This is a genomic window from Anaeromyxobacter dehalogenans 2CP-C (assembly GCF_000013385.1).
In the GTDB taxonomy this organism is placed as follows: domain Bacteria; phylum Myxococcota; class Myxococcia; order Myxococcales; family Anaeromyxobacteraceae; genus Anaeromyxobacter; species Anaeromyxobacter dehalogenans_B.
In genome coordinates, this window is the sequence record NC_007760.1 from 3,625,444 (window position 1) to 3,645,777 (window position 20,334).

Genomic DNA, 20,334 nt, shown 5'->3' on the forward strand with positions numbered 1-20,334 from the left:
GCCGACATGGGGGGTGGGGCATTGCGCAGCAGGGCCGGCGCCCACCGGCACGACCTCTCCCAGCTCAGGGGACGGTTGCTCGATCCGCCATCCCCCCGGACGCGGGCGCCGTCGCGGCGTGCGTCTCCGGCAGGAGCGGGAGCCTGACGACGAGCTCGGTGCCGCGGCCCCCGTCGTCGCCGCCGGCGGCGATGGTGCCGCCGTGGAGGTCCACCAGCCCCTTCGCGAGCGCGAGCCCGAGCCCGAGCCCGCCTCGATTGCGATCGAACGTGTCGGCCCCCTGGGCGAACGGCTCGAAGAGGCGGGAGCGGACCTCCGGCGCGATCCCGACCCCGTCGTCGCGGACGCGCACGACCGCGATCCCCGGCTCCTCGCGCGCGACCGACACCTCGGTCCGCCCGCCGGGGCCCGCGAACTTGGCCGCGTTGGAGAGCAGGTTGCCGACCACCTGCGCGAGCCGGACGGCGTCGCCGTCCACCCACAGCGGCCCGTCGGCCACCCGCAGGTCGAGATCGCCGCGGACGAACAGGGATCTGTGGTCGTCCACGGTCCGGCGGACGATCTCGGCGAGATCCATTCGCGCCCGGCGGACCTGCACCTTGCCGCTCGCGAGGCGAGTCGCGTCGAGCAGGTCGTTCACGAGCCTCGTCAGGTGACCGAACTGCCGGCCCATGATGGCGCGCGCGCTCGCTGCGCGCTCGCTGCCTGGCGCCACGCGGTCGAGCAGGTGAAGCGCGTTGCCGATGGAGCCGAGCGGGTTCCGGAGCTCGTGCGAGAGCATGCTCAGGAAGTGGGTCCGCCTGCCGATCGCGTCACGGAGCTCCTGCGCGACCCGGCGCTCCTCGTCGTGCAGCCGGAGGGACGCGAGGTAGGCGCCGAGCAGCGAGGCGACCACCGAGAGCAACTGGAGATCCTGTTCACCGTACGCGCCGTCGTCGCGCTCGACCACGAGGACGCCGGCGACCGCGTCCAGCGCGACGAGCGGCACCGCGAGGTGCGACGTCGGCCCGGCGGGGATCGACGGGACCGCGGCAGGGCCGTGGTCGAAGAGCGACGCGAGCAGCGCCTCCGCCTTGGTCTCCAGGCGCCGGCGCGCGGGCTCGGGGAGCGGCGGCTCGAGCAGGAGCCGCGGCGCGGCCGCCGCCGTGGCGTTCACGAGCGCGCACCGATCGTGGGGTACGAGGCGGCGGAGGGCAGCGAGCGCCCGCCGGACACGCGCCTCCGCGTCCTGACCGGACTCGAGCGCGTGCGCGAGGTCGGCGAGGACCGAGGCCGTGGGGAGCGAGGTCACGGCGTGGGCTTCCCGGCCGCGACGGGGATGCCGGTGAGCACGCCGCGCAGCTCCTTGAACGGCGCCCGCTCCGAGACGTCCACGCCGCCCGGCCCGATGGTCATCCCGCGCACCTCGGTGTTCACATCGACGCCGCGCGCCTTGATGCCCGACACGGCGCGGTCGAGCCGGCCGCCGAGCTCGACGTAGCGGAGCTGGACGACGTTGTCGCTCGCGAACGACACGCCGTGGCCGGACAGCTGCCCGGTCCCGAGGAGCTCGGTGATCTCGAGCGTCATCACCAGCGTCGCGCCGGCCCCGCGCAGGTGCTTCGCGAGCGCGTAGACGAGCTCGCGGTACCGGCGCTCCGAGACGGCCCCGAGCGCCAGGCTCGTGAGGCTGTCGATGACGACGCGCCTCGCGCCGAGGCGCTCGACCTCCCGGCGCACCTCGTGGAGGAAGCGGTCGGTGGAGAGCTCGATGGGCGGCGCGTAGCGGAGGTGTACGAGCCCCTGCTCCTCGAGCCCCGCGAAGCCGAACGGGAACTTGCTCGCGATGTCCCGGAGCTGGTCGGGGGTCTCCTCGAGCGTGAACAGCACGCCCGGCTCACCGCGGCGCGCGCCCTCCACCAGGAAGTGGAGCCCGAGCAGCGTCTTGCCGGTTCCCGTCCCGCCCATGACGGTGGTGCTGCTCGCCGGCGGGATGCCGCCGTGGAAGAGGGCGTCGAGCTGCGCGACGCCGGTGGACAGCAGCGCGCGCTGCGCCCCGGGGGGTGGCTCGGCGGCGGCGGGGGCCGCCGGCGAGCTGACGCGCGGGAAGAACGAGATGCCGTCCCCGCCGATCTCGAAGAGGTGGACGCCGGGCACGAACGCGGAGCCGCGGAGCTTCTGGATCTCCAGCTCGCGGATGCGGTTCAGGTCCTGCGGCGCCGTCCCGAGCCGCACGATGCCATCGGCGATCGCGAACTCCGGCAGCTGCCCCGCGTCGGCGGCCGCGTACTCGCCGACGAGGAGCGTCGTCGCGCCCCAGCTCGCCATCTGGACCGCGAAGTCGTAGGTGAGGGTGCGCTCCCGCTCCGGCTCCCTGGACAGATCGTGCAGCGCCTTGAAGCTGTCGATCACGACGAGGTCGGGCTCGCTCTCCTCGACGCGCTCGACGACCGTCGCGAGCGCGGCCGCCGGGTCGTGGGCGCGGAGCCTCGAGCCGAGGTCCACGATGCGGACCTTCTCGTCGAGGAGCCGGGGGTCGAAGAAGCGGAACCCCTGCATGTGCCGCACGAGCTTCAGCGACGGCTCGGAGAGCGTGGTGAAGTAGAGCGAGCGCTTCCCCTGGCGGGCCGCGTGGAACAGCATCTGGAGGGCGAGGACCGTCTTCCCGGATCCGGGCTCGCCCGAGACGACCGTGATCGACTTCGCCGGGATGCCGCCGCCCAGGACCTGGTCGAGCCCCTCGACGCCGGTGCTGACGCGCTCGAGCCGAAGCGCCTGGCCGTCACCGCTCATCGTTCGCCTCCTCGCCGGCGAGGCCCGCCTCGACCAGCTCCGGCGCCTGCGCGAGCCGGCGCGCGATCACGAGTCCGGTGAGCTCACGGAACAGCGGGTGGAGATCGTCGCGCACCAGCCTCCGCAGCTGCTCGACGGCGTCGCGCTGCGCGGGGTCGTGCCACGCGCCGGGGAGCACCCAGGCGTACCCGAGCCCCTCGCGCCTCAGGACGACCGCGGCGAGCTCCGGCTGCTTCGCCGATGCACGCTTCAGCGCCCGCCGTAGCAGCGCGGCGGTCGCCGCCGAGCCGACGAGGTCCGCCACCTCGTCCCACAGCCGCTGGAACAGCTCGGCGGCGGACGCGCGGCGGGGCGAAGCAGGCTCTCGGCTCGGGGACGACATGCCGCGGCACTCCGGGTGAAGCTCGCGTCGTGAGGCGTCACGCTACCACCCCGGTCCGCAGCCGCGCGGGCTGCCCCAAGAAGCCAGCCGGGGCCGCCGAGCACGGGCCGGGGCGGCGCGAACGGGGGATCGCCGGAGCGGGCACACGCCGGCACGCCCCCTGCGACCGGGACGGCACCTCGGGTGCGCACTAAGATCTGGAGCCACGCAGGTGCAGACAGTCGGATCGCCGCCGGTGGGCGGGAGGCGTGCAGCCGCACCACCCCTCACCGCCGGGCTGGCTGCTTCTCACCCGCCGAGCACGGAGCACCGAGGCTTGACCATGGCCACGCCGAAGCCCGAGCCTGCCGCGAGCGACGCGCAAGAAGCCGAGTGGCGCGCCAGGGAGGGCGAGCGTCTCCTCGTCGTCGGCATCGGCGCCTCGGCTGGCGGCCTCGAGGCGCTCGAGCGCTTCCTCCGGCGGGTACCGCCGGACAGCGGCCTCGCCTACGTCGTCGTGCAGCACCTCTCCCCGGAGCACGAGAGCAGCCTCGCCGACATCCTGGCGCGGGCCACGCAGCTGCCGGTCGAGCTCGCGTCGGAGGGGAAGCGCATCGAGCGCGATCACGTGTACGTCATCCCACCGGCGGCGGGGCTCGTCGTGGAGCGCGGCGCCCTGCGGCTCGTCCCCTTCGACCACAAGGGTGCTCGCCTGCTGGTGAACACCTTCCTGACCTCGCTCGCGGAGGACCAGCGCGAGAACGCCGTCGGCATCGTGCTCTCGGGGACGGGCTCCGACGGTGCGCTCGGCATCGCTGCCGTGAAGCGCCACGGCGGCCGGACCTTCGCGCAGGCCCCCGGCGACGCCCGGTACGAGAGCATGCCCGCCGCCGCGATCGCGACGGGGATGGTGGAGCAGGTCCTCCCCGCCGAGGAGATCCCGGCAGCGCTCGTCAAGCTCGCCGCCGAGCGGCGGCACCATCCGCCCGAGAGCGCGCGGGGCGAGGCGGAGGGCCTCGGGCAGGCGCTCGAGGCGGTCGGCCGGACGACGGGACACGACTTCAGCCGCTACAAGCGGACCACGATCCTCCGCCGGCTCCACCGGCGGATGGCCGCCACCGGGGTCGGCACCGTCCGGGAGTACGCCGCCCTGCTCCAGGGGGACGCCGACGAGACCCGCCTCCTCGCCGAGGACCTGACGATCAACGTGACGAGCTTCTTCCGGGACGACGCGCCATTCCGGGTGCTCGAGCAGGTCGTGATCCCCGACCTCCTGAAGCGCCGACGGGCCGAGGGAGTCCGGCTCTGGGTGCCGGCCTGCTCCTCCGGCGAGGAGGCCTACTCGCTCGCGATCCTCTTCTGCGAGCGCGGCGACGAGCTGCCGCGCCCGCCGCAGATCCAGGTCTTCGCGACGGACATCGACGCCTCGGCCCTCGCGGAGGCGCGGCGCGGCCAGTACACGAGCGTCGTCGAGCGGCAGGTGAGCGCCGAGCGGCTGGCCCGGTTCTTCACGAGGCGCGGGGACTCGTACTCGGTCACGCGGCCGCTCCGCGACCTCTGCATCTTCACGGAGCACGATCTCGTCAGGGATCCGCCGTTCTCGCGGATGGACCTCGTGTCCTGCCGCAACCTGCTCATCTACCTGGAGCCCGCGCTCCAGAAGCGGGTCATCGAGCTCCTCCACTACGCGCTCCGCCCGGGCGGCTACCTGCTCCTCGGCAAGGCCGAGATGATCGACGCGCAGGAGCTGGAGCTGTTCGAGGTCGTGGACAAGACGGAGCGCGTGTTCCGCCGGCGCGAGGTGGACCGGCGCCCGGCGATCCTTCCGCCGGGGAGGCGGGCGCTGCCCCTCGAGCTGGCGGCGCCCAGCCGGCGGGGCGATCCCGAGGTGAGGAGCGCCGCCGATCGCTCGCGCAGCATCGTGCTCGAGGAGTACGCGCCGCCGTCGGTGGTGGTCGATGCCCGCGGCGAGATCCGGTACTACTGGGGGACGAAGCTGGCCTTCTTCCTGCCCCCCCGCGCCGGCGCCCCCTCGACGAACCTGATGCACGTCGCCCGGCGCGAGCTCCGGGTCGAGCTCTCCGCCGCCCTCCACAACGCCGCGCGCCAGGCGAAGCCCGTCACGTACAAGGACGTGGTGGTGGAGGCGGAGGGCGTCCAGCGCCGGCTGAACATCGTCGTCCGGCCGCTCCCTCCCTCGGAGCGGGATCCAGACGAGCTGTTCCTCGTCGTGTTCGAGGAGCTGCAGTCCGTTCCCATCGCGCACGGCACGCCGCTCGACGCGCCGACGCTGGAGCGCCACCAGCAGCTCCAGCGCGACCTCGAGAGCACCCAGGAGCGCCTCCAGGTCACGATCGAGGAGCTCGAGAACGCGAACGAGGCGCTCCGCAGCTCCAACGAGCAGCTGCAGGCGATGAACGAGGAGATGCACTCCGCCAACGAGGAGCTCCAGACCTCCCAGGAGGAGCTGCAGTCGGTGAACGAGGAGCTCAACACCCTCAACGCCGAGCTGAACAAGAAGGTGGACGAGCTCGAGCTGCTCTACGGCGACATCCAGAACCTGTTCCAGAGCACGCAGATCGCGACCATCTTCCTCGACCGTCAATCCCGGATCGCGCGGTTCACGCCGGCCGCGACGGCGGTCTTCCGGCTCGCCGACGGCGACGTGGGGCGGCCGCTGTCCGACTTCGCGGCCCGGTTCGACGCCCAGGGCGTGCCCCAGGAGGTGGCGAGGGTGCTCGAGACCCTCGCGCCCATCGAGCGCACCGTCGGGCTGGTGGACGAGAAGCGGTCGTTCCTCATGCGGATGAACCCGTACCGCACCCCATCCAACGTGATCGCGGGGGTGGTGGTCTCCTTCATCGACATCACCCAGCTGAAGGAGACGGAGGCGGCCCTGCGGCGGGCGGTGGAGGAGCGCGAGCGCGCGGAGCAGTCGCTCCGAGACGAGGACCGGAGGAAGGACCAGTTCCTCGCCGTCCTGTCGCACGAGCTCCGGAACCCGCTCGCGCCCATCCTGAGCAGCCTCCACGTCCTCGAGCATGGGACGGCGGACACCGGCGCGGCGGCCAAGGCGCACGCGATCATCGCCCGCCAGGTGGGGTACCTCGCCCGGCTCGTGGACGACCTCCTCGACGTGACGCGGATCGCGAACGGCAAGCTCCAGGTCGAGCGCCGGCCGCTGGACCTCCGCGAGCTCGCGCGGCGTACGGCCGAGGACCACCGGGTCACCTTCACCACACGTGAGGTGGCGCTCGAGGTCGCGCTCCCGCACGAGCCGGTGTGGGTCGAGGGGGACTCGACCCGCCTCGCGCAGGTGATCGGAAACGTGCTCCAGAACGCGGCGAAGTTCACGCCCGGCGGCGGCTCGGTCCGGCTGTCCCTCGAGGCCGCCGATCCCGTCGCGGTGCTGCGCGTCCGGGACACCGGCGTCGGGGTCGATCCCGCGATGATCCCGCGCCTGTTCCAGCCGTTCTCGCAGGCCGACACGACCCTCGATCGCCGCCTCGGCGGGCTCGGGCTCGGCCTCGCGCTCGTGAAGGGGCTCGTCGAGACGCACGGCGGCACGATCGCGCTGTCGAGCGGCGGCAAGGGGATGGGCACCGAGGTGACCGTGCGGCTCCCGCTCGTGGCAGCGCCGGCAGGGGTCGCGGTCGCACCGGCGGCGGCGCCGCCGCGACCGCGCCGCATCCTGGTGATCGAGGACAACGTCGATGCCGCGGAGAGCCTGCGGCTCGCGCTCGAGCTGGAGGGCCACGAGGTGGCCGTCGCGCACGACGGTCCGCAAGGGATCCGTCGAGCGCACGAGCTCACGCCGGAGGTCGTGCTCTGCGACATCGGGCTCCCGGAGATGGACGGCTACGCGGTCGCGAGGGCGCTCCGCCGCGAGCCCGGCCTCAGGAACACGCTCCTGATCGCGCTCACCGGCTACGCGCTCCCGGATGACCATCGGCGCGCCGCCGAGGCCGGGTTCGACGCGCACCTGACCAAGCCCACGACCCTCGAGGGGGTGCAGGAGGCCATCGATCGTGCGCCACCGCCGGCGTCACCGGGCGGCGGCGCGCCGCCGTGACGCGCGAGGTCGCTCCGCCGGGTCACGGCGCGCGGTCCGCGTCCGCGGTGCTCTCCAGCTCCTCCGCGCAGGCGACGAGCGCGTCCGCCATGATCCGGCGCCGCCGTCGATTCCACCAGCGCGCGTGGTCGGTCAGCTCGAGCGCGGCGAGGCGCGCGACGCACGCAGCCACTCGCGTGCCGGAGTCCTGCCCTGCGGAAAAGCTCGTGGCGTCGTAAGCGGTCATGACCGTCGCCCTCCGGCGGCCTCGCGGCGGAGCAACGGCTTCGGTTCGAGGCGGCCCTGATCTCCTAGCGCCCGGCGCGCGCCCCTGCCCGCGCTTCCCCCTTCGCCGGGCTCGGGGCGAGCGGCCCGGCGCTGCCGCGCGCGCCGTGTTAGATCCATTGCACAGCCCGCCGCATCTCCCGATGACGCGCCGACTGCGTCCCGGGAGGGTGCATTGTTCGTTGCGTCCAGGCTCGAGTCGTCCTTCTTCGGCAGGTCGCGCGGCGGCGCGGCCGCCGCTCCCCTGAAGCCGTTCCGCGACGAGCTGCTCAGCCTCGAGCGGCTCGACGAGCGCGCCCGCTCGCTCGCCGCGCGCTTCACCGTGGACCCGTCGGGTCGCGCGGCGCGGACCGTCCTGCCGCGCTTCGAGGACAACGTCCGGGCGCTGCGCGACGGCTACCGCTCGCTCGCCGACGACGTGCGCCGCGGCGAGTTCGTCACGCCCGCCGCCGAGTGGCTCCTCGACAACTACCACCTCGTCGCGTCCGAGAGCCGCGACGTCCGCCACAACCTGCCGCGGCGCTACTACCGCGAGCTGCCCAAGCTCGCCGCCCGCGAGGAGGCGGGGAACGCCCGCGTCTACGCGCTCGCGGTCGAGCTCATCCGCCACAGCGACAGCCGCCTCGACCGCGCCCAGCTGGCGCGCTGGCTCGACGCGTTCCAGACCGTCGCGCCGCTCACCATCGGCGAGCTCTGGGCCTGGCCGAGCATGGTGAAGCTGGCGCTCGTCGAGAACCTCCGGCGGCTCGCGGACGAGACGCTCGTCGCCCGCGCGGCCCGGCGGGCGGCGGACGCCTACGTGGCGCGCTTCGACGCCGCGGGGCACGGCTCGGCGCCGCCGCTGCCACGCGTGCTGCACCCGGCGCTCGTCGTGCAGCTCCTCCAGCGGCTGCGCGAGTACGGGCCCCGCCTCTCGTCGGTCCGGAGCGACCTCGACGCGCACCTCGCCGCGGAGCGCCGGACGGCGGAGGAGGCGATCCGGAGCGAGCACCAGCACGAGGCCGTCGCCCAGGTCTCGGTGGCGAACGTCGTCACGAGCCTGCGCCTCTGCGCCACGCTCGACTGGACCAGCTTCGTCGAGAGCGTGAGCCTGGTGGAGCGGGTGCTGCAGCGAGATCCCGCCGGCGTCCACGCGCGGATGGACTTCCTCACCCGCGACCGGTACCGCCAGGCGGTCGAGGAGCTCGCCGAGCCCACCGGAGAGGCCCAGGTCCGCGTCGCGCTCCGCGCGGTCGAGAGCGCGCGGGAGGCGGCGGAGGCCGGAGGGCCGGGCGCGCGCGCCGCGCACGTCGGGTCCCACCTCATCGGGAAGGAGCGTCGCGAGCTCGAGGTGGACGTGGCCTGGCGCCCCGGCCCGCGGAAGGCGCTGCGGCGGTTAGCGTTCGCGCACGCGACCGCGGCGTATCTCGGCGGGATCGCGCTCGCGACGGCGGCGCTCGTCCTCGCCGGGCTCGCGTACGCGCACCGCGCGGGCGCCTCCGCGCCGGCGTCGCTCGCGGTGGCGCTGCTCCTCCTCCTTCCGGCGAGCGAGGTGGCCGTCGCGCTCGTCCAGCGCCTGGCCGCGCGCCTCGCTCCGCCCCGGCGCCTCCCCCGCCTCGACCTGTCCGGCGGGATCCCCGAGGACGCGCGGACGCTCGTGGTCGTCCCGACGCTGCTCACGAGCGTCGAGGGCGTCGAGCGGCAGCTCGAGCACCTCGAGGTCCTCGCGCTCGGGAACCTCGACCCGCACGTCCACTTCGCGATCCTCGGGGACTTCGCCGACGCCGACTCCGAGGACGCGCCGGCGGACGCGGGGATCCTCGCGGCCGCCCGGAGCGGGATCGCGGCGCTGAACGCCCGCCTCGGCGGCGGCCGGGACGACCGGTTCTTCCTGTTCCATCGCGCGCGCCGCTGGAACCCGGCGGAGGGCGTGTGGATGGGGTGGGAGCGCAAGCGCGGGAAGCTCCAGGAGCTGAACCGGCTGCTCCGCGGCGCGACGGACACGAGCTACGACGTGCAGGTCGGCGACGTCGGCGTCCTGCAGCGCGTGCGCTACTGCATCACGCTCGACTCCGACACGCGCCTCCCGCGAGACGGGGCGAAGAAGCTCGTCGGCATCATCGCGCATCCGCTCAACCGGCCCGTGCTCGACCCGCGCTCCGGCCGCGTCACCGAGGGCTACGGGATCCTGCAGCCGCGGGTCAGCGTCACGACCGCGAGCGCGGCCAGCTCGCGCTTCGCCCGGATCTTCGCCGGCCACACCGGCGTGGATCCGTACACCACCGCGGTCTCCGACACCTACCAGGACCTGTTCGGCGAGGGCAGCTTCACCGGCAAGGGCCTCTACGACGTGGACGCCTTCACCGCGGCGCTCGAGGGACGCGTCCCGGACAACACCCTCCTCTCCCACGATCTGTTCGAGGGCCTCCACGCCCGCACCGGGCTCGTGACCGACGTCGAGGTCGTGGACGACTACCCCTCGAGCGTCCTCGCCCACGCGCGCCGCCAGCACCGCTGGACGCGCGGCGACTGGCAGATCCTCGGCTGGCTCCTGCCGTTCGTGCGGACGACGGCGGGGCTGGCGAGGAATCGCCTCCCGCTCGTCTCCCGCTGGAAGATCTTCGACAACCTGCGGCGCGCGCTGCTCGCGCCCGCGACCGTCGTCCTCCTCCTCGCCGCGTGGACCGCGCTCCCGGGCAGCCCCGCGCTCTGGACGGCCGCGGTCCTGGCGTCCGTCGCGCTCCCGCTGCTCCCGCTCGCGCTCGCGGCCCTCCGCGGCCCGAGGCGCCACCAGCCGGTCCGGGCCTTCCTGCGCGCGCTCGCCGACGACGCGGTGGCCACCTCGGCCCGCGTCCTCCTGCAGGTCACGTTCCTCGCGAACCAGGCGTACGCGATGGTGCACGCGATCGCGGTCACGCTGATCCGGCTCACCGTCACGCGGCGCGGCCTGCTCGAGTGGGAGACCGCCGCCGCCAGCGCCGCGCGCGGCGCCGGGCTCGAGGCGCGGTCCTTCCTCGCCGGCATGGCCGCGGGCCCTGCGATCGCGCTCGCCGGCGGGATCCTCGTGTCCGCGCTGCGGCCGGCGGCGCTGCTCCCGGCCGCCCCGCTGCTCCTGCTGTGGGCGCTCGCGCCGCTCGTCGCGCACCGGCTCTCGCAGCCGATCGCGGCGCGCGACCGCGGGCTCGGGGAGGAGGACCGGCGCTTCCTGCTCGGCGTCGCGCGCACGACCTGGAGGTACTTCGACGCGTTCATGGGGCCGGACGACCACCACCTGCCCCCGGACAACGTCCAGGAGGCGCCGGACCGGATCGCGCACCGGACCTCGCCGACGAACATCGGGATGGGGCTCCTCTCCACGCTGGCCGCGCACGACCTCGGCATCCTCTCGACCGGCGACCTCCTCCAGCGCATCGACGCCACCCTCACCACCATGGAGGGGCTGGAGCGGCTCGAGGGGCACCTCTTCAACTGGTACGACACCCGGAGCCTGGCACCGCTCCCGCCCCGGTACGTCTCGACCGTGGACAGCGGCAACCTCGCCGGCGCGCTCATCGCGGTGTCGGAGGGGCTCCGCGGGCTCGCGCGCGCGCCGGCGCCGGCCGGCGCGGGGCCGGACGGCGCGCCGGAGCGGCTCGAGGGGCTGGCGGGGCGGGCGTCGGCGTTCGCCGACGCGATGAGCTTCCGCTTCCTCTACGATCCGCGCCGGAGCCTGTTCGCGATCGGCTACCGCGCCGCCGACGCGGAGGGGCCCGGCCGGCTCGATCCCGCGCACTACGACCTGCTCGCCTCGGAGGCCCGCCTCGCGAGCTTCATCGCGATCGCGAAGGGCGACGTCCCGGAGAAGCACTGGTTCCACCTCGGCCGCGCCGTGACGAGCGTGCACGGCCGGCCGGCGCTCCTGTCCTGGAGCGCGACGATGTTCGAGTACCTCATGCCGCTGCTGCTCCTGCGCAGCTACCCCGACACGCTGCTCGACGAGAGCTGCCGCCTGGCGGTGCGGCGGCAGCGGGACTACGCGGCGGAGCGCGGCAGGCCCTGGGGGATCTCCGAGAGCGCCTACGACCTCGTCGATCACCACGGCAACTACCAGTACAAGGCGTTCGGCGTCCCGGGGCTGGGCCTGAAGCGCGGCCTCGCGGACGAGCTCGTGGTCGCGCCGTACGCGACCGCGCTCGCCGCGCTCGTCCACCCCACCGCGGCGGCGGAGAACCTGCGCCGCCTCGAGCGGGAAGGCCTCCTCGGCGCGTACGGCTACTTCGACGCCGTGGACTACACCCCCCGGCATCCGGAGGAGACGGACGCCGCGCCCGGCCGTGCCGACCGAGGGGGCACCATCGTCCGGTCCTATCTCGCGCACCACCAGGGGATGACGCTCGCGGCGATCGCCGGGGCCCTCCAGGCGAACCGCATGGTGGAGCGCTTCCACGCCGATCGCCGCGTGCAGGCGACGGAGCTGCTCCTGCAGGAGCGCGTGCCGCGCCACGCGGCGGTCATCCTGCCGCGTCCCGACGACGTGGCGCGCATCGCCGCGCCGGTCCCACCGGCGGCGGCCCGCCGCTTCCGCTCTCCCGACACCGCGTTCCCGCACGCGCAGTTCCTCTCCAACGGGAGCTACACCGCCGTCGTCACCCACGCGGGCGGTGGCGCGAGCTTCTGCCGGGACCGCGCCGTCACGCGGTGGCGCCAGGACGCGACGCGCGACCTCGGCGGCCAGTACCTCTACCTCCGCGACGTCCGCAGCGGCCGCGTCTGGTCCGCCACGCACCAGCCGACCGCGCGGGCCGGCGGGGACGAGGTGGTCACGTTCACGATCGACAAGGCGACGTTCCAGCGGACGGACGACGACATCGGGACGCGCCTCGACGTCGCCGTGTCGCCCGAGGACGACGTCGAGGTGCGCCGGCTCGAGGTGACGAACCACGGCGACCGGGCCCGCGAGCTCGAGGTGACGAGCTACGCCGAGATCGTGCTCGCGCCCAGCGCCGACGACCTCGCGCACCCCGCCTTCGGCAAGCTCTTCGTCGAGACGGAGTACGTCGCGGAGTGCGGCGCGCTCGTCTGCCGGCGGCGGCGGCGCGCGCCGGAGGAGGCCGAGGTCTTCGCGGTGCACGTCATCGGCCAGGAGGGCCGGACGCAGGGGCCGGTGGAGTGGGAGAGCGATCGCGGGCGCTTCCTGGGGCGCGGCCGCGGCCCGGAGGATCCGCAGGCGCTCGACGGGCGCGCGCTCTCCGGCACCACCGGCATCCTGCTCGATCCCATCGTGAGCCTGCGACAGCGCGTGCGGCTCGCGCCGGGCGGCGTGGTGAGGCTGTCGTTCGCGACCGGCGTCGCGGCGAGCCGGGAGACGGCGCTCGCGCTCGCGCAGCGGTACCACGACCCCACCGCCGCCGCGCGGACGTTCGCGCTCGCGTTCGCGCACGCCCGGAGCAGGCTCCACCACCTCGGCATCTCGAGCGAGGAGGCGCTCCTCTTCGAGCGCCTCGCCTCGCGCGTGCTCTACGCGGACGCGTCGCTGCGCCCCGGCCCCGAGATCCTCGCGCGGAACGCGCTCGGCCAGGAGGGCCTCTGGGGACACGGCGTCTCCGGAGACCTCCCGGTCCTGCTCGTGTGCATCGTGTCGGACGCGGATCTCGCGCTGGTCCGGCAGGTGCTCCAGGCACAGGAGTACTGGCGCCTGAAGGGGCTCCGCGCGGACGTCGTGCTCCTGAACGAGCACCCGGTGAGCTACCTCGACGAGATGCACGCGCGGCTCGCGGCGCTCCTCGACGACGGGCCGTGGCGGACGTGGAAGCACAAGCCGGGCGGCGCGTACCTGCTGCGCGGTGACCGGATGAGCGAGGCCGAGCGCCTCCTCCTCCGTGGGGTGGCGCGGGCCGTCCTCACCGGTGGGGCCGGTTCCCTCGCGCAGCAGCTCGACGCCGCGCAGGGATCGCGCGAGCCGGCGCCGCTCGCGCTCCCGCGGGCCGGGAGGCGGGGGCCCGCGCTCGCGGCGGCCGCGCAGCCCGAGGTCCCTCCCCTCGCGCTCTGGAACGGCCTGGGCGGCTTCGCCGGCGGCGGGCGCGAGTACGTGATCGTCCTCGAGGGCGCCGAGGAGACGCCGCTCCCCTGGGCGAACGTCCTCGCGAACCCCGCGTTCGGCACGGTGGTCACGGCGTCGGGCGCGTCGTTCACCTGGTCCGAGAACAGCCGCGAGAACCGCCTCACCCCGTTCGCGAACGACCCGGTGAGCGATCCCACCTCCGAGGCGATCCTCGTCCGCGACGACGAGACCGGCGAGGCGTGGTCGCCCACCCCGGGGCCGCTGCCCCGGACCGCCGCGTCCGGCCGGTTCGTGATCCGCCACGCCGCGGGCGCGACCCGCTTCGAGCGGGCGGCGAGCGGCGTCCGGCACGCGCTCGACGTCTTCGTGGACGCCGCGGACCCGGTGAAGCTCTCGCTCCTCACGCTCACGAACGAGAGCGGCGTCGCGCGGTCCCTGTCGGTCTTCTCCTACGTCGAGTGGGTCCTCGGCCCTCCGCAGGCCGGCCAGCGCCTGCACGTCGTCACCGGGCAGGACGCCGGGAGCGGCGCGGTCCTCGCCACGAACGCCTGGAACCACGAGTTCGCCGACCGCGTCGCGTTCGCCCACGCGAGCGAGGCGCTCCGGTCCGCGACCGGCGACCGCACCGCCTTCCTCGGCCGGAACGGCTCGCTGGGCCAGCCCGCGGCGCTCGGCCTCGCGGCGCTCCCCGCGCGCTTCGGCGCGGGGCTCGATCCGTGCGCGGCGCTGCAGGTCGGCGTCGTGCTCCAGCCGGGCGAGACCCGGCGCATCGTGTTCCTCGTCGGCGAGGGGCGGGACGTCGCGCACGTCCGGGCGCTCGTCGCGCGCCACGGCCGCCCCGAGGCCGCCGACGCCGCGCTCGCCGCCGTGACGGCGGCGTGGGAGGAGACGCTCGGCGCGGTGCAGGTTCGCACGCCCGACGACTCCTTCGACGTCCTCGTGAACCGGTGGCTCCTCCTCCAGGACCTCTCCTGCCGCATGTGGGCCCGGACCGGCTACCACCAGCCCGGCGGCGCGTTCGGGTTCAGGGATCAGCTGCAGGACGCGATGGCGCTCGCGATGGCGCGCCCGGCGCTCGTGCGCGCGCACCTCCTGCGGGCGGCCGCGCGCCAGTTCCGCGAGGGGGACGTCCAGCACTGGTGGCATCCGCCGGGCGGGCGCGGGACGCGCACCCGGTGCTCGGACGACCTCGTGTGGCTGCCGTACGCGGTGGCGCACTACGTCGAGACGACGGGCGACGCCGGCGTGCTCGACGAGCGCGTGCCGTTCCTCGAGGGCGAACCGCTCGCGCCGGGCGCGCCCGACGCCTACGCCCAGCCGCGCGTGTCGGACGAGCAGGCCTCGCTGTTCGAGCACTGCGTGCGCGCCCTCGAGCGCGGGCTCACCTCGGGAGTCCACGGCCTGCCGCTCATGGGGACGGGCGACTGGAACGACGGGATGAACCGCGTGGGGAGCGAGGGCCGCGGCGAGAGCGTCTGGCTCGGCTTCTTCCTCCACGCCGTCCTCTCCGGCTTCGCCCCGCTGTGCGCGGCCCGCGGCGAGGCCGACCGCGCCGCGCGCTACCGCGCCGAGGCGGCCCGGCTCGGCTCGGCGCTCGAGCGGAGCTGGGACGGGGAGTGGTACCGGCGCGGCTACTACGACGACGGCGCGCCGCTCGGCTCGGCGGAGAACGACGAGTGCTCCATCGACTCGATCGCCCAGTCGTGGGCCGTGCTCTCCGGCGTCGCCCCGGCGCGCTTCGCCGATCGCGCGATGGACTCCGTCCGGACGCACCTGGTGCGGCGCGGCGCCCAGGTGGTCCTGCTGCTCGCGCCGCCGTTCGACCGCTCGACGCAGGAACCCGGCTACATCAAGGGCTATCCGCCCGGCGTGCGCGAGAACGGCGGGCAGTACACGCACGCCGCCGCCTGGGTGGTGATGGCGCTCGCGAAGCTCGGGAGCGGAGACGAGGCGGCCGAGCTGTTCCACATGCTGAACCCCGTGAACCACACCCGCACCGCCGCGGACGTCGCGCGCTACCGGGGAGAGCCCTACGCCGTCGCCGGCGACGTCTGCGCCCACCCCGAGCACGCAGGGCGCGCCGGCTGGACCTGGTACACGGGCTCGGCGGGCTGGCTGTACCGCGCCGGGCTGGAGAGCATCCTCGGGCTGCGCAGGCACGGCGGGACGTTCGAGCTGGATCCGTGCATCCCGGCGTCGTGGCCCGAGTACGGGATCACCTGGCGCCTCGGCGCGACGCGGTACGAGATCACGGTCGCGAACCCCGAGCGGCGGTGCCGCGGGATCGCGCTCGCCGTGCTGGACGGCGTCCCGGTCGATCCGTCGGCCATCGCGCTCGCCGACGACGGCCGGACGCACGAGGTCCTGGTGGTGATGGGGCGGCCGGCCAGCGCCGCGAGCTGACGGGGCCGACCGCGGTGGCACCCGCATGACGTCTTCCAGCTCGCGCACGCGGTGCCCGGCGCGCAGTTCCACGACACGCGCGCCGCCGACGGCCGCACGCCCGCGGGCTGGACCGAGCACCAGGTCCGGACGACGGTGGACTTCGCGCGCTCGAGCCGCGTCCTCGCCTGGTCCCTGGGCGGCCTCAGCTTCCAGATCGAGCACCTGCGCGCCGTGGGCGCGCCGGCGCCGGCGTGAGGACCGCCCGGACCGCCTGGCGACCTACTTCGTCGTCCCAGGCGGCGGCGACGCCGGCGCGTGAGGCGGCGCCCCTTCAGTCGAGCTCCCGGTGCCGGGCGCCGTCTGGTCGCCGCTGCCCATCCCGGCGCCCGACGCGGCGCCCGATGGGTTCACCGCCACCGTCACCGCCGTCGGCCCGTTGGCGGACGGCTCGTAGACGACGCGCGCTTCGGCGCCTTCGCGGATCTGGTCCGCTGCCGCGACCCGGCCGTCGATCTGGACCTGCGTCCGGTCGTTCAGCTTGAACCTCATGACGTCGCCCGCGCGAGGCTGCAGCACGATCTCGTCGGACCGGACCTGCGTCACCACGCCCGCGGCGAGCTGCTGGCCGCGCACGCTGCGCTCCGTCTGCTGGACGAGCCCCCTCTCGGCCGCCCGCTGGTGCCGCTGCGTCTCCTGCGTCGCCCGGGCGGTCTCCTGCTGCGCCGAGGCCTGGAGCTGCTGGGCCTTCAGCTGCTCCTGCCGGAGCTTCATCTGATCCTGCTCCAGCTTCGCCTGATCCTCCCGCACCTGCGTCTCCGCCGCCGCAGCCCTCTTCGCCTGCTCGGCCGCCGCGTCCTGCGCGGCCTGCGCGCGCTTCAAGGCCTCCTGGGACTGCGCCTGCGCCGACGCGACCTCCCGCGTCGCAGGGTTCGGACTCTCGGACGCCTGCTGCCTGCTCGCGCAGCCCAGCAACAGCGCCGTGCACGCTACCGCGTAGCTCACCGCTCTCATGGTTTTGCCCCCGATCAGATCTCTGTGGTGCGTCTCGGGTCGGCAACCACCGGCCGGCGACGGGCTCGGTTCGAGCTCGCTCGCGACCGGGGGTCACCGGCGTCCTGCTGCCGCTATGGTTGGGAAGGCTGACGAGCCCCCCGGGCGCCGGGCAGCCGGGCATCCTCCTGGTCACGGCGGTGATCCTGCTCGCGACGACCGGCGTGCTCCTGGCGGGAATGGCCGCGCGGGACTTCCTGGAAGGAAGCTCCGGGCGCCAGAGGGCACTGTCCATGGTGCAAGGATGCGACCGCCGGGCGTGGCGCGCAGCCGAGGCTGCCGCCGTGCGTGAAACGGCGCGCGCACACCAGTCCCGTACCGGCGGGACACGCGGCGGACGAGGCGCCGCGTGGCTGGACTCAGCGTGCACACGCCTCACCCTTCGGGGATGCCGTTGCCCATTGCGGGCGCGCGGCGCGCGTCCTTACGAAGCGTCCACACCGCCTCACCTTCACCAACAGTCAGCGGGGGAACATGCGCCCAACCGTACCGTTCGTCATGGCCGTGGCCGCGCTGCTCGGAGCGCCGGGGATGACCCGGGCCCAGCACGCCGCGAAGGAAGCACCGCAGGACCCGAGCGCAGCCGGATCGGCGGCGGCCCAGGCCGCCACCGATCCGCGGACGCGCGCGCTGCGCCAGCCCACGCAGGCCGAGCTGGAGGAGCTCCTCCGCGGCCTCGAGCCCCTCGTGAGCCAGTCGTCCGACGGCCTCACCCAGGTGGCCTCGCCGATCGGCGGCGTGGGCATGGACCTGCAGGATCGCTTCCAGAGCGTGTCGCTGGCCCGCGTCGGCCCAGAGGGCGTCCGCACCGAGTGCGTGGGCACGGCGGCCGAGGCCCGGTCGTTCCTGGAAGGCGAGGCCGCTCCGGCGCACGCGCCGGCCGCCGCGCCGCTGGAGGAGCGGTGACCATGCGCGCCCGCCGGTCCTCGCTCCTCCTCGCGCTGCTCGCAGCGCCGCTCCCGGGCACCGCCCTCCCCGCCGCGCAGATCACGATCGTGAACGTCAACGCGCCCGGGGTCGGCTTCAACGACCCGACGCCGGCGGCCCCGGTCGGCGGCAACCCCGGCACCACCGTGGGCCAGCAGCGGCTCGTCGCGTTCCAGCACGCCGCCGAGATCTGGGCGGCGTCGCTCGACAGCGCGGTCGAGATCCGGATCCAGGCGTCGTTCGTGCCGCTCGCGTGCACGGCCAGCGCCGCCACGCTCGGCTCGGCCGGCGCGATCCAGGTCTTCCGCGACTTCCCCGGCGCCGGCTTCGAGAACACCTGGTACCACGTCGCGCTCGCCAACAAGCTCGCCCTGGCCGACCTCGCCCCGGGCGACCCGAACACCTCCGCCGACGACATCCGCGCCCGCTTCAACAGCGAGATCGGCAAGGTCGGGTGCCTCACCGGGACGAGCTGGTACTACGGGCTCGACACCGGGCACGCCGCCAGCCAGATCAACCTGGTGACCGTGCTGCTGCACGAGTTCGCGCACGGCCTCGGGTTCTCCAGCTTCGCGAACGTCAGCACCGGCGCGTACCTCGTGGGCTTCGGCGACGTCTACTCGAAGTTCTACTTCGACGGCACCACCGGCATGTTCCGCGACCAGATGACCGACGCCGAGCGGCAGGCGTCCGCCGTCAACCCGCGCGCGGTGGTCTGGAACGGCCCGCGCGTCACGTTCGCCGCGCCGTCCGTGCTGACCGCCGGGACGCCGCTGCTGCACGTGAACGCCCCGGCGCCCGCCGACTACCAGGTCGGCGCGGCCTCGTTCGGCCCGGCGATCGGCTCGCCGGGCATCACGGGCGACGTGGCCCTGGCGACCGACGCGTCGAACCCGACCGGCCCGTCCCCCACCGACGCGTGCACGGCCATCGACCCCGCCGCGGGCGTCGCGGGCAGGATCGCGCTCGTCGATCGCGGCACCTGCGGCTTCACCGTGAAGGTGAAGAACGCGCAGGACGCCGGCGCGATCGCCGTCATCGTCGCCGACAACGTGGCGGGCGGGCCGCCCGCCGGGCTGGGCGGGGCGGACCCGTCCATCGTCATCCCCGCGGTGCGCGTCACGCTCGCCGACGGGAACGCGCTCAAGGCCGCCCTGGCGCAGGGCACCGTCAACGTCACGCTCGGCCTGGATCTCGCGGTGATGGCCGGGGCGGATCGGGACGGGCAGGTGCTCCTCTACACGCCGAACCCGGTGCAGCCCGGCTCGTCGGTGTCCCACTGGGACACGAGCGCCTCGCCCAACCAGCTCATGGAGCCGGCCATCAACGGCGACCTGCGGCAGTCGGTGGATCTGCCCCACGACATGACCCGGCCGCTCCTGCGCGACGTGGGCTGGTATCCGGACGGCGACCTCGACGGCGTCGCCGACGACGCGGGGGACCAGTGCCTCGGCTCGGATCTGCGCGCGAGCGTGATCGTCGGCGGCGAGGACACCGGCGTCGCGAACACGCTGTTCACGAACGGCTGCACCGTCGCCGATCTCCTCGGGCGGTGCGACGCCGCCGGGAACCGCGGCGCCGTCCTGAGCTGCGCCGCGCACCTGACCAAGGCGCTCTCGGACCAGGGCTTCGTCCCGGTCACCAGGATCGGCGCCGTGGAGCGGGCCGCGGCCCGCAACCCGTAGCGCGGGGGTCCGCGTGGCGGGGCCGGCTGAGCCGCCGGCCTCGCCACGCGGTGTCAACCCTACGGCAGCTCGTCATCATCCCGCCGCGGCGGGAACGGACCCGGCTCGTCCCCGCGGAGCGGGCGCGCTCCACCCTCGCCCTCGACGTCCACGCGCTCCTTGCGCAGGTCCTCGTCCGCGGCGCGGTGCTCGGTCACGCGCTCCTTGCGGAGCCGCACCTCCTCCTTCACCACCGGGCGCTTGCGGATCTCGACCTCCTCCTCGTGCACGGGCACCGAGACGCTGTCCTTCTCGAACGCCCGCTCGCCCGCGCTCATGGCGCGCTCGCCGGTCGCGGGCGTGCGCTCGACGTGGACCACCTCACGCGTCACCGGGACGTCCACGTGCCTCGTCTCGGTCACCACGTCCTTGCGGAGGCGCACCTCGCCCGCATCCCGCTCGCGCTTCACGACGTCGAGCTCCTCCTCGTGCACCGGCACGCGGATGTCCCCGGCGCTCGTGCGCTCGGTGTCCTCGGCACCCGACACCCCGTAGCTTCCGCTCTCGCGCATCGCGACGAACGCGTCCTTCGTCAGCGCGAGCCGGATCTCGTCCCCCGTGATCTCGGCGATCTCGTCGTACCGCGCGAGATAGTCCTTCGGGAAGAAGATCCCCTTCTCCACCGTGAAGGTCCGCGCGCCCGTCGCGGCCACCTTGCCGAGCTTCTCCCCGTCGCTGCTGAAGACGGTCATCCCATCCTGTACGTTCCAGCGGTCGTCCATGGTTGGTCCCTCCCGGCTCGAAACCTGCGTATTGCGCG

At 74.4% G+C, this 20,334-nt stretch carries 11 protein-coding genes; 5 read left to right on the top strand and 6 right to left on the bottom strand.

The genetic code is table 11. The features are described 5' to 3' along the window. Positions 1–64: 64 nt before the first annotated feature. From ADEH_RS16435 to ADEH_RS16445, 3 genes are read right to left on the bottom strand one after another with little or no spacing between them, the layout of a single operon-like run. Complete coding sequence (locus tag ADEH_RS16435) at positions 65–1,291, bottom strand: GAF domain-containing sensor histidine kinase (protein WP_011422230.1); 1,227 nt, start codon at positions 1,289–1,291, stop codon at positions 65–67. Further along, the gene (locus ADEH_RS16440) at positions 1,288–2,772 is read right to left on the bottom strand and encodes an ATPase domain-containing protein (protein WP_011422231.1); all 1,485 of its coding nucleotides are present in this window, start codon (positions 2,770–2,772) and stop codon (positions 1,288–1,290) included. Before ADEH_RS16440 ends, ADEH_RS16435 begins: the two co-directional genes overlap by 4 nt. Next, positions 2,762–3,154 carry a hypothetical protein gene (locus tag ADEH_RS16445; RefSeq protein WP_011422232.1) on the bottom strand — a complete coding sequence of 131 codons (393 nt, stop codon included), beginning with the start codon at positions 3,152–3,154 and terminating at the stop codon, positions 2,762–2,764. The genes ADEH_RS16440 and ADEH_RS16445 overlap by 11 nt, the downstream gene beginning before the upstream one ends. Positions 3,155–3,476: 322 nt before the next feature. Here ADEH_RS16445 and ADEH_RS16450 point away from each other — a divergent pair, with 322 nt between their 5' ends. Then, on the top strand, positions 3,477–7,205 hold the full coding sequence (locus ADEH_RS16450) for a chemotaxis protein CheB (protein WP_041453618.1): 3,729 nt from the start codon (positions 3,477–3,479) through the stop codon (positions 7,203–7,205). A 22-nt stretch (positions 7,206–7,227) separates the two neighbouring features. Here the strand turns inward: ADEH_RS16450 and ADEH_RS23135 are convergent, their stop codons facing one another. Then, the gene (locus ADEH_RS23135; RefSeq protein ID WP_157061374.1) at positions 7,228–7,377 is read right to left on the bottom strand and encodes a hypothetical protein; all 150 of its coding nucleotides are present in this window, start codon (positions 7,375–7,377) and stop codon (positions 7,228–7,230) included. Positions 7,378–7,644: 267 nt separating this feature from the next. On the opposite strand from ADEH_RS23135, the gene ADEH_RS16455 reads away from it, so the two are divergent. Further along, positions 7,645–15,891, top strand: coding sequence for a GH36-type glycosyl hydrolase domain-containing protein (locus ADEH_RS16455; protein WP_011422234.1), 8,247 nt, complete (start codon positions 7,645–7,647; stop codon positions 15,889–15,891). A gap of 51 nt (positions 15,892–15,942) precedes the next feature. Further along, complete coding sequence (locus tag ADEH_RS16460) at positions 15,943–16,128, top strand: hypothetical protein (protein ID WP_011422235.1); 186 nt, start codon at positions 15,943–15,945, stop codon at positions 16,126–16,128. A gap of 24 nt (positions 16,129–16,152) precedes the next feature. Here ADEH_RS16460 and ADEH_RS16465 read toward each other — a convergent pair whose 3' ends face one another. Then, on the bottom strand, positions 16,153–16,752 hold the full coding sequence (locus tag ADEH_RS16465; RefSeq protein WP_232287306.1) for a hypothetical protein: 600 nt from the start codon (positions 16,750–16,752) through the stop codon (positions 16,153–16,155). Between the two features lie 645 nt (positions 16,753–17,397). Here ADEH_RS16465 and ADEH_RS16470 point away from each other — a divergent pair. Continuing rightward, a complete protein-coding gene (locus ADEH_RS16470) occupies positions 17,398–17,829 on the top strand; it encodes a post-PEP-CTERM-1 domain-containing protein (RefSeq protein WP_011422237.1) in 432 nt (143 codons plus the stop codon). Positions 17,830–17,831: 2 nt separating this feature from the next. Next, complete coding sequence (locus tag ADEH_RS16475) at positions 17,832–19,535, top strand: PA domain-containing protein (RefSeq protein ID WP_011422238.1); 1,704 nt, start codon at positions 17,832–17,834, stop codon at positions 19,533–19,535. Between the two features lie 59 nt (positions 19,536–19,594). Here the strand turns inward: ADEH_RS16475 and ADEH_RS16480 are convergent, their stop codons facing one another. Further along, positions 19,595–20,266: a YsnF/AvaK domain-containing protein gene (locus tag ADEH_RS16480; RefSeq protein ID WP_232287307.1), complete on the bottom strand. Its 672-nt coding sequence runs from the start codon at positions 20,264–20,266 to the stop codon at positions 19,595–19,597. Positions 20,267–20,334 lie beyond the last annotated feature (68 nt).

What these genes read in the sequence shown, in the direction of transcription:
- ADEH_RS16475 (WP_011422238.1), top strand. Translation starts at nt 17,832, where the DNA reads ATGCGCGCCCGCCGGTCCTCGCTCCTCCTCGCGCTGCTCGCAGCGCCG.
- ADEH_RS16440 (WP_011422231.1), bottom strand. Translation starts at nt 2,772, where the DNA reads ATGAGCGGTGACGGCCAGGCGCTTCGGCTCGAGCGCGTCAGCACCGGC.
- ADEH_RS16445 (WP_011422232.1), bottom strand. Translation starts at nt 3,154, where the DNA reads ATGTCGTCCCCGAGCCGAGAGCCTGCTTCGCCCCGCCGCGCGTCCGCC.
- ADEH_RS16470 (WP_011422237.1), top strand. Translation starts at nt 17,398, where the DNA reads ATGCGCCCAACCGTACCGTTCGTCATGGCCGTGGCCGCGCTGCTCGGA.
- ADEH_RS16480 (WP_232287307.1), bottom strand. Translation starts at nt 20,266, where the DNA reads ATGACCGTCTTCAGCAGCGACGGGGAGAAGCTCGGCAAGGTGGCCGCG.
- ADEH_RS16450 (WP_041453618.1), top strand. Translation starts at nt 3,477, where the DNA reads ATGGCCACGCCGAAGCCCGAGCCTGCCGCGAGCGACGCGCAAGAAGCC.